This window comes from Blautia sp. OM06-15AC (assembly GCF_003481425.1).
GTDB lineage: Bacteria > Bacillota > Clostridia > Lachnospirales > Lachnospiraceae > Fusicatenibacter > Fusicatenibacter saccharivorans.
The window spans coordinates 69211-82941 of record NZ_QULD01000006.1; the positions used below are offsets into that span (position 1 = coordinate 69211).

At 48.7% G+C, this 13731-nt stretch carries 10 protein-coding genes; 5 read left to right on the forward strand and 5 right to left on the reverse strand.

The window, feature by feature from the left end:
- Position 1 precedes the first annotated feature (1 nt).
- The 4 genes from DXB83_RS09465 to DXB83_RS09480 form a co-directional block, all read right to left on the reverse strand.
- Positions 2-1069 (reverse strand): P1 family peptidase, encoded by a 1068-nt coding sequence (locus DXB83_RS09465; protein ID WP_118697508.1) that lies wholly within the window; start codon positions 1067-1069, stop codon positions 2-4.
- A gap of 381 nt (positions 1070-1450) precedes the next feature.
- Positions 1451-1741, reverse strand: a complete 291-nt coding sequence (spoVG, locus tag DXB83_RS09470; RefSeq protein WP_022463229.1) for a septation regulator SpoVG — start codon at positions 1739-1741, stop codon at positions 1451-1453.
- Positions 1742-1769: 28 nt separating this feature from the next.
- Positions 1770-2885, reverse strand: a complete 1116-nt coding sequence (gene glgD / locus DXB83_RS09475) for a glucose-1-phosphate adenylyltransferase subunit GlgD (RefSeq protein ID WP_055226716.1) — start codon at positions 2883-2885, stop codon at positions 1770-1772.
- 1 nt (position 2886) lies between these two features.
- The gene (locus DXB83_RS09480) at positions 2887-4158 is read right to left on the reverse strand and encodes a glucose-1-phosphate adenylyltransferase (protein ID WP_117509922.1); all 1272 of its coding nucleotides are present in this window, start codon (positions 4156-4158) and stop codon (positions 2887-2889) included.
- Positions 4159-4854: 696 nt separating this feature from the next.
- Between DXB83_RS09480 and murC the strand changes: the two genes are divergently transcribed.
- The 5 genes from murC to DXB83_RS09505 all read left to right on the forward strand — a co-directional run bounded on the left by murC (position 4855) and on the right by DXB83_RS09505 (position 12849).
- Positions 4855-6246, forward strand: a complete 1392-nt coding sequence (gene murC / locus DXB83_RS09485) for a UDP-N-acetylmuramate--L-alanine ligase (RefSeq protein ID WP_055219224.1) — start codon at positions 4855-4857, stop codon at positions 6244-6246.
- Positions 6247-6782: 536 nt separating this feature from the next.
- The gene (locus DXB83_RS09490; RefSeq protein WP_117509923.1) at positions 6783-7946 is read left to right on the forward strand and encodes a DnaD domain protein; all 1164 of its coding nucleotides are present in this window, start codon (positions 6783-6785) and stop codon (positions 7944-7946) included.
- A 21-nt stretch (positions 7947-7967) separates the two neighbouring features.
- Positions 7968-8966 carry an ATP-binding protein gene (locus tag DXB83_RS09495; RefSeq protein WP_055219220.1) on the forward strand — a complete coding sequence of 333 codons (999 nt, stop codon included), beginning with the start codon at positions 7968-7970 and terminating at the stop codon, positions 8964-8966.
- Positions 8963-10153 (forward strand): ribose-phosphate pyrophosphokinase, encoded by a 1191-nt coding sequence (locus tag DXB83_RS09500; protein ID WP_022463223.1) that lies wholly within the window; start codon positions 8963-8965, stop codon positions 10151-10153. Before DXB83_RS09495 ends, DXB83_RS09500 begins: the two co-directional genes overlap by 4 nt.
- Positions 10154-10416: 263 nt before the next feature.
- Positions 10417-12849: a GH36-type glycosyl hydrolase domain-containing protein gene (locus DXB83_RS09505; protein WP_118697509.1), complete on the forward strand. Its 2433-nt coding sequence runs from the start codon at positions 10417-10419 to the stop codon at positions 12847-12849.
- Between the two features lie 89 nt (positions 12850-12938).
- Here DXB83_RS09505 and DXB83_RS09510 read toward each other — a convergent pair whose 3' ends face one another.
- The gene (locus DXB83_RS09510; RefSeq protein ID WP_055226710.1) at positions 12939-13718 is read right to left on the reverse strand and encodes a tRNA threonylcarbamoyladenosine dehydratase; all 780 of its coding nucleotides are present in this window, start codon (positions 13716-13718) and stop codon (positions 12939-12941) included.
- Positions 13719-13731: the final 13 nt, after the last annotated feature.

Genomic DNA, 13731 nt, shown 5'->3' on the forward strand with positions numbered 1-13731 from the left:
TTTATTTCAGAAATCCCGGTATTTCCAGAAATTCTGCAAGGCTGCGGTATCTGGCTCCGTCCAGGCCTCTTTTTTCCTTTGCGGTTACCATAGAGTTCAGGATCGCTTCCTCCACAGCCTCTGCCGCTGCTTCAAATGCCTCGTTGATTTTTTCTTCTTTTATCCGGGCACACACTTCCACCTCACATGTACTCTTTGTGTCTACGCGGTTTGCTGTTGTAAATCCGATCATGATTTCACCGCTTCCGTGGCCGGTGTAGGCTCCTGTTCTGGCGATTCCAACTCCACAGCGGCGGATAATCCGGTACAGCTGCCGCTCTGATACCGGAAGGTCTGTTGCCAGAACCGTCATAATTGATCCCCGGTCTTCGGCGCTGCTTCCGCATTCTTCCTTCCGGATCCGCTCCAGAATCTTCTCTCCTGTCGGTTTTCCACTGATTTTCAAATCTCTGGTTGCCCCGAAATTTGACTGTACCAGAACACCAATGGTATATGTTTTTCCGTCAAGCACCAGCGTGCGGGATGCTGATCCGATTCCCCCTTTCAGCCCATAGCAGATAGTTCCTGTTCCGGCACCGATATCACCTTCCGCAAAGTCTGTATCCGCCTGCTCCAGTGCATGATACAGCTCTTTTTCCCCCACTACCCGGTTACAAATCTCATTGATTCTCGAATCATTACATTCTCCGACAACCGGATTGATAGAAAAAACATCTTCCCCTTCTTTTTTGGTCTGCTGTATCATCCAGGAAATCATGGCATCCGCCACTTTTCCGACATTCAGTGTATTGGTCAGGGCAATGGGCGTTTCAAGAGTTCCGAGCTCCTGTACCTGCACAAGACCGCACGTTTTCCCGAAACCATTATGCACATAGGCAGACGCCAGGTACTTTTTCAGAAACGGATTGCCTTCTCCCGGCACAATCACCGTCACTCCGGTATGCTGATTTCCACTTTCCACCGTCGCATGGCCTACCCGCACACCGGGCACATCCGTAATTTTGTTTCGCGGTCCGTTTTCATGATGTCCGATCCGATATCCGTAATCGCTGATTCTCTTCTGTCTCATCCTGTTTCCTCCTCTTTTTATGATGTACTCCCGGAATTTTTCAGCTCGCGCAAATACAGGCACAAAAAAAGACTCCGAAGATACATTTTTCTCTCACTTTACGCTCTCTTCTCTCTTCTGTCCATACCTCTTCCCACAATTTTTCTTCTTTTCTTTATATTTTTTCCATTTCTTTTAGAATTTGGACACACTTTGCTCACATATTCCTTTTATAATAAAGCTCGGATAGTTGATAAACCACTCACTATCTCCCCCCTCATAAAAAGATGGCGATATACTTTTGTATATCGTCATCTTTGTTTTTACTGACAAAAACGCCCCCGGGCGGAAAACGTAACCACTTCCGTTTTCCGCCCGGGGGCATTCTTTCTTCCTTTTTGCTCAGGCCTCTGCAGCAGCTTCCTCTGCTTCCGCTTCTGCCATCGCCTGTTCGTACTGTTTCAGGATAATGGTCTGAATTTTTTCTCTGGTTCCGGAGTTGATCGGATGTGCGATATCGCGGTACTCCCCGTCCGTAGCCTTACGGCTCGGCATTGCGATGAACAGTCCTTTTTCTCCTTCGATTACCTTAATATCATGTACGACAAATTCGTCATCGATTGTGATAGACACAACCGCCTTCATTTTTCCTTCTTTTGTTACCTTGCGTACTCTCACGTCTGTAATGTTCATAAACTTTTATGCCCCTTTCACCCCATAATCAGATGGCGTATCTTTCGTTTTTTTCGACAACAATTTTGATGCCGTCCTCCCCACAGTGATAGGAGTTTGCACGGATGGTGTCCCTGCTCTCCACAATACAGTTTTCAATGTGAGTGTTGTCTCCGAGATATACATCATTTAAGATGATAGAATTTTTAATCACACAGTTGTTTCCAACATATACCTTCTTGAACAAAACAGAGTTCTCAACCTGTCCGTTGATGATACAGCCGCTGGATACAAGAGAATTTTTCACTGTGCAGCCAGGATTGTATTTTGCCGGCGGAAGATCGTCGATCTTGGAGTAGATGCCCGGATACTGTCCGAAGAAGTAATCTCTTACCTCCGGTTTCAGGAAATCCATGTTGGTTCTGTAATAGGAATCTACGGTAGCAATGTTGCTCCAGTAGGTATTGATCTTGTATCCGTAAATCCGTTTCAGGTTTTTGTAACGGATTAAAATATCCTTTACAAAGTCGTAGCGGTCTTCCTGTGCGCTGCGCTCAATCATTTCGATCAGCTGGCGACGGCGGATGACATAGATACCGGTAGAGATCACGTTGGAGCTCGAAACCATCGGTTTTTCCTCGAACTCCTCGATGCGGCAGTCCTCATTCATCTTCAGGACGCCGAAGCGGCTGGTATCTGCTTCCTTTGAATCCGTGCATACCACGGTAACATCCGCACGTTTTGCAATATGGTATTCCAGTACCTTATTGAAATCCAGTTTGTATACGCCATCTCCCGATGCGATGACTACGTACGGTTCATGGCTGTTTTTCAGCCAGCTCAGGTTCTGACTGATCGCGTCTGCCGTTCCACGGTACCACCAGCTGTTATCTGATGTAACGGTTGGAGAAAATACAAACAGACCGCCATGTTTTCTTCCGAAATCCCACCATTTGGAAGAGCTCAAATGTTCATTTAAGGATCTGGCGTTGTACTGTGTCAGGACAGCCACCTTCTGAATATGAGAGTTTGCCATGCTTGACAGCGCAAAATCGATGCTGCGGAAGCTGCCTGCGACCGGCATAGCTGCAACGGCTCTTTTATTGGACAGCTCTCTCATTTTGTTGTTGTTACCGCCTGCAAGAATAATTCCCAATGCTCTCATATTACTCACCGTCCTTTTCTACAATTGCTCCGCCGGACGGAAGTGTGCCATCCGGGTAATCCTCAAGGGAAGTTTCGCCGGAAATGCAGACATTCTTTCCAATGGTTACGCCATCCGGAATGACTGCCTTTTCTCCAACGGTCACAAGTCCGAATCCGTAAATATTCGGTTTTAAGACGTTCGGCGCTTCCTCGCCAACGCCCATCACAACATGCTTGCCGACATGTACGTTTTCTGCAATAATGGCCTTATTGACCTGGGTTCCCTCGCCGATTGTGCTGTGGCGCATAATAATAGAATCTCTTACAACAACACCCTTTTCAATGCGCACATCCGCACCGATGACGGAATTATGTACCTCTCCGTAGATTTCAGCGCCCTCGCCGATAATACAGCGGTCGACGACAGCGTCCCCTGAAACATACTGCGGACGGATGATATCACCTTTGGTATAGATCTTCCAGAACTCCTCATATAAATTGAATTCCGGAATAATATCGATCAGCTCCATATTTGCTTCCCAGTATGAGCCAAGCGTTCCGACATCTTTCCAGTAGCCGTTGAACTCATACGCAAACAGACGTTTTCCGTTGTCGCGGCAGTACGGCAGAATGTGTTTTCCGAAGTCACAGCTCGGCTGATCCTTCAGGGCTGTCAGAGATTCCTTTAATGCTTTCCAGCTGAAAATATAGATGCCCATAGAAGCGAGGTTGCTTCTCGGGTGCTCCGGTTTTTCTTCAAATTCGGTAATTCTTCCGTTTCCGTCTGTGATCATGACACCGAAACGGCTCGCTTCTTCGATCGGTACCGGCATACATGCGATGGTCACATCTGCGTGATTTGCTTTGTGATAGTCAAGCATCACCTCGTAATCCATTTTGTAAATGTGGTCGCCGGAAAGAATCAGAACATATTCCGGATTGTATGTTTCCATATAAGCCATGTTCTGGTAAATTGCATTTGCTGTTCCTGTATACCATTCACTGCTTGTACTTTTTTCGTATGGCGGCAGAACGGTTACACCGCCTTCGTTTTTATCGAGATCCCACGGAATGCCGATTCCGATATGGGTGTTCAGCCGCAGCGGCTGATACTGGGTCAGTACGCCTACCGTATCAATTCCTGAATTGATACAATTACTGAGCGGGAAGTCGATGATTCGATACTTTCCGCCAAATGCTACTGCCGGTTTTGCCACTTTCTCCGTGAGCACACCGAGACGGCTTCCCTGACCGCCTGCCAGCAGCATTGCTATCATCTCTTTCTTAATCATGCAATCACCTCTTGTCGTATCTAAAGATTTGCAGTAACTGTAAGAATGTACGGTTCTACGCTTACCGTTCACCGCTTTTCCGCGAACGGTAACCTTCGCTGCCCCCCTTCAGGCTTTGCCTTGCAGGAAGGGGCTACTTACACCTGAATCACTTTCTCACGCAGCGAAACAGCACCTGTCTCCCTGTGTACGAAACAGCAACCATGCTGTCGGTTCTGGTTTTTCATATCCACGCACTTCTTTGATAACTACAATTAAAATTATATCACACTTCCGTCTCATTGTGAACATTTTTTATAATTTTTCTTTTATTTTATCTTATATTTTATTGATTTTGACTATGCATTTTATTTGTGTCAAAAATCGTATCATGATTTTCTACAATTTTCGACAGCGTATTCATTTATTTTTACCAGTTTTTGTTACATTTCGTTCATTTTAGTTTGCAATATTTCTTTTTGCATATGTTCTGGTTTATAATACTTATCCATTGTTTTTTATTTCATTTTCGAATTCATCCGCTTTTTTTCTTTTACTTTTCCGGCAAATACGTGTATACTATTAGCCAGAACAGTTCCAGCCGGATTCCGGGGAACCGGCGCTGCATTTCGTTCTGTTCTTTCCTATATTAATTGAAAAATATGTATTGAGAAAATTTCCCCATTTTCAGTGAAAAGACACATTGAAGGAGATACCATGTACGAAGTAGATTTCAGCAAACCAATCCATATACATTTTATTGGCATCGGCGGCATCAGCATGAGCGGCCTTGCCGAGATTCTTTTAAAAGAAAGCTTTACAATTTCCGGTTCCGATGCAAAAGAAAGTGACCTGACCCGCCACCTGACTTCTCTTGGCGCACAGGTTTTCTACGGTCAGAAGGCAGAAAACATTCTTCCGGGAACCGACCTTGTTGTTTATACCGCAGCCATCCATCCGGACAATCCGGAATTTGCCGCTGCAAAAGCTGCCGGTGTTCCGATGCTGACCCGTGCCGAGCTGCTCGGACAGATCATGCGCAACTACGATACACCGATCGCCGTTTCCGGTACACACGGAAAGACGACAACAACTTCTATGCTCTCCCACATTCTGATGGCCGCTGACTGCGATCCGACTATTTCTGTCGGCGGTATTCTTCCGTCCATCGGCGGAAATATCCGTGTCGGCCATTCCGAAACCTTCCTGACCGAGGCATGCGAGTATACCAACAGTTTCTTAAGCTTCTTTCCGAAAATCGGCATTATCCTCAACATGGATGCAGACCATCTCGATTTCTTCAAGGATATCGACGACATCCGCCACTCTTTCCGTGCGTTTGCCCGTCTGCTCCCGACCGACGGCATGCTGATTATCAATGCCGATACGCCGAAATACGATTACGTGACCGAAGGTCTTGGCTGTAAGGTTGTCACCTACGCGCTGGAGAATCAGGCTGTCGCTGATTATACCGCTGCCAACATCACCTACGATGAGTTCGATCACCCGTCCTTCGACTGCATCTGCCGTGGCGAGCTGCGCGGTCGCTATACGCTGATGGTTCCGGGACTTCACAACGTTTCCAACGCCCTGGCTGCCATTGCACTGGCCGATGAACTGCAGCTGCCGGAAAACGCCATCCACGAAGGCTTTGCCACCTTCCGCGGAACCGACCGCCGTTTCCAGTATAAGGGTACATACCACGGAGCAAAGGTGATCGACGATTATGCGCATCATCCAACCGAAATCCGTGCAACGATGGAAGCCGCTGAAAACTGTGCGCACAGAACACTGTGGTGCGTCTTCCAGCCGCATACCTACACCAGAACGAAAGCGCTGCTCGATGATTTCGCTGCCGCTCTTTCCCTGGCAGACCATGTGGTTCTCGCCGATATTTACGCAGCCAGAGAAACCGATACGCTCGGCATCTCCTCCAAAGATATCCAGGAACGCATTGTAAAACTCGGCACTGCCTGCGAATATTTCCCATCCTTTGCGGAAATCGAAAACTATCTGAACGAAAATCTTGCCGAGGGCGACATGCTGATCACCATGGGTGCCGGAGACGTTGTAAAAATCGGTGAGGAGCTTCTTGCTTCCGAAAAATAAAATCATTCTTTCGCTTTACCTGCTCCCTGTGGAAAATGGAGTTTTCCTTTTTTCCACAGGGTCTTTTTTTGCTCCGAATCCACACAATCTGTCTTTTCGCCAAATAGTTACGCACATTTTTATTCACAGCTATTTTCCTGTATTTTCGCCTGTTTTCAGAGTTATCCACATTGTCCACAATTTTATACACATTTTTACGATCCACACAATGTGGATTTCCTGTGTATAACTTTGTTTACATAACGATATCACCAGAAAGTCCTATACTTCCCTGTTTTCCTCCATTTTTCAACATTTTTGGTAGATGATAATATTTCACAAAACGGATTTCTCCACATTATCCACATTGTCCACAGTCCTTTTTCATCCACCGTGCCTTTTTCCCGGAATGTTTTTTCCGCAAAACACCTATTCACTTGTCGAAAATACTGTGTTATACTTGGTTGTGTATGAGAAGGCAAGACGTATAATAAAAAACAGATCGCTAAAAGTAAAAATCTGCCGCACGATAAGAACAGGATGGTGTAATTTTGAGTATGCTGACATTAAACAATGACTGCCTGGCCAGTGTGACTGCTGTGCCGGATCTTTTTCTGGAACAATATATGCCCGCAGCCAACGGAGAATTTGTAAAAGTGTACCTTTATCTGCTGAAGCTGGTCAAAGACCATCAGCAGGATTCCACTCTGTCATCGATGGCAGATTTTTTTTCCTGCACGGAAAACGATATCGTCCGGGCGCTGAAATACTGGGAGAAGCAGGGACTCCTCTCGCTCTCCTACACCACTGGGGAAAGCGTTCCGACCGGAATCGCCTTTCTGCCGCTTGTCCGGAAGGAAGAAAGCGGAATCCTTCCAACACCGGAATCCTCGATTTCCGGCCCGATTGCGGCTGCACCGGCTGTTTCTGCTGTATCCGTTGAAATCCCGCAGACGGAACAGACCCCGGCTCCATCACCACAGCCGGCCGTTTCTGCCCCATCTGCCTCTTCTCCGGCAGATGATCTTTCCAGTTCCGGTATTTCCGGACAGTCAGTAGAAAAAAAACACGCTCCCGGCAGCCGCGAAGAACTGCAGCACGTTCTTTACGTTGCGCAGACGTATTTCGGTCATCTTCTGTCGCCAACGGAAATCGAATGCATCATGTTTTTCTATGATGATCTCCACTTTTCCGCGGATCTTCTGGAATACCTGGTGGAATACTGTGTTTCGAAGGGAAGCACCAGCATCCACTACCTGAAAAAGGTAGGACTCGCCTGGCAGGAAAGCGGAATCCGCGATGTTGCCTCTGCCAAACAGGAGACCACGACATTCAACAAACATTACTACACAATTTTGAAAGCATTCGGCATCCGCAACCGCGCACCGGTGGAAAAAGAAGCCGAGATGATGGACCGCTGGCTGAATACCTACGGTTTTACGATTGATCTTATCACCGAAGCCTGTCAGCGCACCGTTTCCAAGATCGGCCAGCCGAGCTTCCAGTACGCGGAAGGCATTCTCTCCAAATGGAAGGAACAGGGCGTCCGCTCCATGGCAGACGTCGAACAGCGCGATGCGGAGCACCAGAAAAGGAAGAAAACCGCTTCTGATCAGAATGCGGCACGAAAAACCGCTCCTGCTGCTTCAAGTAACCGCTTCAACAATTTCCATCAGAGAGAATACGACTACCAGAAGTTAGAAGAACAGCTTCTGAAATAACGCCCGGAGGACGAAACAACTATGGCACTGACAAACCCGCAATACGATGCGATTATGCGCATGTACAACGAACGGCAGCTCCGCCACCAGAGAGAACAGCAGGAGCACATCCGCATTGCTTATGAAAAGATTCCGCGCCTTGCGGAAATCGACGCCGAGATTGCATCCCTCTCGGTTCGGAAAGCAAAAGCGATGCTGAACGGAGACGCTTCCATGGATCTCGACCTGAATGCTGCCATCCGTGACCGTTCCCAGGAACGCGCGGCGCTCCTTTCCATGCACGGCTACCCGGCAGACTATCTCGAGCTGACGTATGACTGCCCGCTCTGCCGCGACACCGGCTACATCAACGGCACGCAGAAATGCGCCTGCTTCAAAAAAGCTGCCGTCGATCTTCTGTACCGGCAGTCCAACGTGGAGGAGCTTCTGAAAGCCGAAAATTTCAGCCAGTTCTCTCTGGATTACTACTCGGACAGCCTGACCAGTACCGGAACACCGCTCACTTCCCGCGAGGCCGCTGCTGCCGCGCTCGAAAAAAGCCAGGCGTTCGTCCGCAATTTCGGCTCGTCGTTTGAAAATCTCTTCTTTTACGGCGACACCGGTGTCGGAAAAACGTTTCTTTCGCACTGTATTGCCCGCGAACTGATCGAGCAGTCGTTCTGTGTGATTTATTTTACTGCATTTGATCTGTTTGACCTGTTTGCACGCTACACCTTTTCCAGTTCAGAAGAAGCAAAAGACGCTCACGCCAATATCTTTGACTGCGATCTTCTGATCATCGATGATTTAGGTACGGAACTGACCAACAGCTTCGTCTCTTCCCAGCTCTTTCTCTGCATCAACGAACGCATCCTGCGGAAGAAATCGACGATCATCTCCACGAACCTGCCCCTTGACCGCTTCATGGAGACGTACTCGGAACGTACCTTTTCACGAATTTCAAGTAACTACACCATCATTAAACTTTTTGGAAACGATATTCGGATCCAGAAAAAACTTTTGGGAGGAACCAAAGCATGAGTAAGGGAACTGAAGGACATTTTGACACACTGCCAATCGGAAGACTGGGACTGATCCCGCTGAACAGCAGCGCCGCACTTGGAAAAAAGGTCGACGATTATCTGGTCAGCTGGAGAAAGGGACGCGGCAATGAATTTGCGGAAAAATATGTCGCTGCCTATGAAGGATATGAGCGTGACAGCTACATTATCCAGTCTCAGGTTCCGCGTTTCGGTTCAGGCGAGGCAAAGGGTATCATCAACGAATCTGTCCGCGGTGACGATATCTACATTCTGCTCGATGTCTGCAACTACAGCCTGACCTATTCTCTGTGCGGCTACACCAACCACATGTCTCCGGACGACCACTTCCAGGATCTGAAGCGTGTCATCGCAGCCATCGGTGGAAAAGCCCGCAGAATCAATGTCATTATGCCATTCCTGTATGAGAGCCGCCAGCACAAGAGATCTGGAAGAGAGTCTCTCGACTGCGCACTTGGTCTGCAGGAGCTGACTGCTATGGGCGTAGAAAACATCATCACCTTCGACGCTCACGACCCGCGTGTCCAGAACGCGATTCCGCTGCATGGATTTGAAACCATCCAGCCGGCTTACCAGTTCATCAAAAACATCCTGCGCAATGCACCGGATATGAAGCTCGACAAGGATCATCTGATGGTCATCAGCCCGGATGAGGGCGGTATGGGCCGTGCTATCTACATGGCAAACAACCTCGGTGTTGACATGGGTATGTTCTACAAACGCCGCGACTACTCTACCATCATTGACGGACGCAACCCGATCGTTGCCCATGAGTTTCTCGGTGCTGATGTCAAAGGTAAGGATATGATCATCATCGACGATATGATCTCCTCCGGCGAGAGTATGCTGGAAGTTGCCAAACTCTTAAAGGATCGTGAGGCACGCAACATCTACATGTGCTCGACCTTCGGACTGTTCACCAGCGGACTGGAGAAATTCGACAAGGCTTATGAGGAAGGACTCTTCACAAAAGTTCTGACCACCAACGTCGTATACCAGACACCGGAGCTTCTCTCCCGCGAGTACTACATCAGCTGCGACCTGAGCAAATATATCGCTCTCATCATCGACAAGCTGAATCACGATGCCTCCATCAGCGGACTGCTGGATCCGGCGGATCGTATTCAGAAAGTTATTAAGAAATTTAAGAATCACGAGAAGATCTGATATTCCAGGGTTCAAAGTTCGAAAGCTGTTCGTGCTTGCACGATAAAGCGTTCGAATTTGGAACCCGCCAAACATGAGGACGTAGCGCCAGCGGATTCCGAATATTTGCAGAATCGCGGAACAATTCGTGAATATCCACAAACGCCGAAACTGTCACGAAAACGGTTTCGGCGTTTTTTTATATTTTTAGCAAATTCTTGCTAGTTTTTTCTTTTTTCGGCTGTATAATGAAATTACATTGTACGACGAAGGAGGTATCACACATGCAATTTGGACATTTTGATGATGCGAAAAAAGAGTATGTCATCACAAGCCCGAAGACTCCGCTTCCGTGGATCAACTATCTGGGATCTGAGAACTTCTTTTCTCTGATTTCCAATACCTGCGGCGGATACAGCTTCTACAAGGACGCAAAACTTCTGCGTCTGACCCGTTACCGTTATAACGATACGCCGCTCGATCAGAACGGACGCTACTACTACATCAAGGACGGCGATACCGTCTGGAACCCGGGCTGGCAGCCGACCCAGACGCCGCTCGATTCCTACGAGTGCCATCATGGCCTTGGCTACAGCCGCTTTGTTTCTTCCAAAAACTTAGTTGCCGCTGAACTGACCGCTTTTGTTCCGCTGGCAGATTCCTGCGAAGTAAACCGTCTCATGCTGACCAACAACGGCACCGAAGAAAAAACACTGGCTCTGACTTCTTTTGTAGAGTTCTGCTTCTGGAACGCCGTGGACGATATGACCAACTTCCAGAGAAACTTCAGCATCGGCGAAGTTGAGATTCAGGGTTCTGAAATTTACCACAAAACTGAGTACCGCGAGCGCCGCAGACATTACGCTGTTTATGCAGTCAACTGCCCGATCGACGGATACGATACCGACCGCGACGCTTTCCTTGGCGCTTACCGCGGAAATGACCGCCCGGAGACCGTTCTGCGCGGCACTGCAGGCAACACCGTCGCCAGCGGATGGGGTGTGATCGGTTCCCACCACATCAACGTTACCTTAAAACCAGGCGAGTCCCGCTCCTTTATCTTTGTTCTCGGCTACTGTGAGAATGCAGCGGATGACAAATGGGAAGCTCCTGGCGTGATCAACAAAAAACCGGCAAAAGAGATGCTCTCTCACTATCAGACCGACGAGCAGGTTGACGCAGCACTTGCAGAGCTTGCTTCCTACTGGGAAGGCCTGCTGGCAAAATATGCGCTCTCCTGTGCAGATGAAAAACTGGGACGCATGGTCAACATCTGGAACCAGTATCAGTGTATGGTTACCTTCAACATGTCCCGTTCTGCATCCTACTTCGAATCCGGCACCGGCCGTGGTATGGGCTTCCGTGATTCCTGCCAGGATCTGCTCGGCTTCGTTCATCTGATTCCGGACCGCGCAAGAGAGCGTCTGCTCGATATCGCTGCTACCCAGTTTGAAGACGGAAGCGCATATCACCAGTATCAGCCGCTGACCAAGAAAGGAAACATGGATATCGGAAGCGGCTTCAACGATGACCCGCTCTGGCTGATTGCCGGATGCGCCGCCTACATCAAAGAGACCGGAGATTTCTCCATTCTCGATGAGCAGGTTGATTTCGACAACGATTCCACCAAGGCACAGCCTCTGATGGAGCACCTGAAACGTTCCTTCGACTTTACCGTAACCCATCTCGGACCGCACAAACTGCCGCTGATCGGCCGTGCTGACTGGAATGACTGTCTGAACCTGAACTGCTTCTCTGCAGAGCCGGGCGAACCGTTCCAGACAACAGGACCTTCCGAGGGACCGGTTGCTGAGTCCATTTTCATCGCCGCTATGTTCGTAAAATACGGCAAAGAGTACGCAGCCATCTGCCGCCGCAGAGGCAATGAGGAAGAAGCTGTTTACGCAGAAAAAGAAGTCGAAAAAGTTTACCAGGCAGTCCTTGATGCAGGCTGGGACGGCGAATGGTTCCTGCGTGCTTATGATGCAGCAGGCGAAAAAGTCGGCTCCAATGAGTGTGAGGAAGGTAAGATCTACATCGAGCCGCAGGGCTTCTGTGTTCTTGCTGAAATCGGTGTCAAAGAAGGACTGGCAGAAAAAGCCCTGACTTCTGTCCAGAACATTCTGGAAACCAAGTACGGCGTTGTTCTTCTGCAGCCGGCTTACACCAAGTATTACCTGAATCTTGGTGAGGTTTCCTCCTATCCGCCGGGATACAAAGAGAATGCTGGTATCTTCTGCCACAACAACCCATGGATCTCCATCGCTGAGACCGTTATCGGCCACGGAAACCGCGCATTTGACCTGTACCGCAAGATCTGCCCGGCTTACATTGAGGACATCAGCGAGATCCACCGCACCGAGCCGTACGTCTACTCTCAGATGATCGCCGGAAAAGACGCTGCTCACTTCGGTGAGGCAAAGAACTCCTGGCTGACCGGTACTGCCGCATGGACTTTTGTCAATGTTTCCCAGTACATACTCGGCATTCAGCCGGATTACGACGGACTGACCTTAAATCCGTGTATTCCGTCCGATATGGAAGAGTTCAAGATCCGCAGATACTTCCGCGGTGCATGGTATAACATCACCTTCCAGAATCCGGAGCACAGGGAGAAAGGTATTTCTTCCCTCACGGTAAACGGAACCGCAGTAGAAGGAAATCTGATTCCGCTCACCGAAGGCTGCACCGAATATGATGTTGTTGCCGTAATGTAATTTTTCAAATTTCAAATCTCCATAAACACAAGGCGAGCCCCGGAAAGCACAACTGCTTTTCCGGGGCTCGTCCCTTTTATTCTTATTTTTTACTGCAGCTGCCGTCTCTCTCTGACACCGGAAAGATCTTTGATGACCTCTCCCGCCAGAATCAGTCCTGCTACGGACGGCACAAACGCTACGCTGCCCGGGATATCACGCCGCTCCGTGCATTTTCTTGCAGCTCCCGGAGGACAAATACAATTTGTCCGGCAGCTGATGCTCATATCCTCAAGCGGACGGAGGGATTTTTCCTCTGAATAGACCACTTTCAGTTTCTTCACGCCGCGTTTTTTCATCTCACGCCGCATGACCTTTGCCAGCGGACACATGTTCGTTTTATAGATATCCGCCACGCGGAACTTCGTCGGGTCCAGCTTGTTTCCAGCTCCCATGCAGCTGATGACCGGCACATTGCACGCTTTGGCGCGCATGATAATCTCAATCTTCGCTGTCACGGTATCAACAGCATCCACCACGTATGAATACTTCGAAAAATCAAAATCGTCCGCATTTTCCGGCAGATAAAAGCATTTGTATACCTCTACCTCCGCTTTCGGATTGATATCCAGAATGCGTTCTTTCATTACGTCTACTTTATATTTTCCGACACTGCTTCTCGTCGCAATAATCTGACGGTTGATGTTGGTGAGGCAGACCTTATCATCGTCTACCAGCACAAAATGGCCGACACCGCTTCTTGCCAGTGCCTCCACGGTATAGCCGCCCACGCCGCCGATACCGAAAACGGCAACGGTTGCATTCGCCAGAAGATCCATGCTCTCCTGTCCGAGCAGAAGCTGTGTTCTGGAAAACTGATTCAATGCCATTTGTTTTCCTTCC

Coding starts and splice junctions, on each gene's coding strand:
- DXB83_RS09480 (WP_117509922.1), bottom strand. CDS start 4,158: ATGATTAAGAAAGAGATGATAGCAATGCTGCTGGCAGGCGGTCAGGGA.
- DXB83_RS09505 (WP_118697509.1), top strand. CDS start 10,417: ATGCAATTTGGACATTTTGATGATGCGAAAAAAGAGTATGTCATCACA.
- murC (WP_055219224.1), top strand. CDS start 4,855: ATGTACGAAGTAGATTTCAGCAAACCAATCCATATACATTTTATTGGC.
- DXB83_RS09500 (WP_022463223.1), top strand. CDS start 8,963: ATGAGTAAGGGAACTGAAGGACATTTTGACACACTGCCAATCGGAAGA.
- DXB83_RS09510 (WP_055226710.1), bottom strand. CDS start 13,718: ATGGCATTGAATCAGTTTTCCAGAACACAGCTTCTGCTCGGACAGGAG.
- DXB83_RS09465 (WP_118697508.1), bottom strand. CDS start 1,069: ATGAGACAGAAGAGAATCAGCGATTACGGATATCGGATCGGACATCAT.
- DXB83_RS09495 (WP_055219220.1), top strand. CDS start 7,968: ATGGCACTGACAAACCCGCAATACGATGCGATTATGCGCATGTACAAC.
- glgD (WP_055226716.1), bottom strand. CDS start 2,885: ATGAGAGCATTGGGAATTATTCTTGCAGGCGGTAACAACAACAAAATG.
- DXB83_RS09490 (WP_117509923.1), top strand. CDS start 6,783: ATGCTGACATTAAACAATGACTGCCTGGCCAGTGTGACTGCTGTGCCG.
- spoVG (WP_022463229.1), bottom strand. CDS start 1,741: ATGAACATTACAGACGTGAGAGTACGCAAGGTAACAAAAGAAGGAAAA.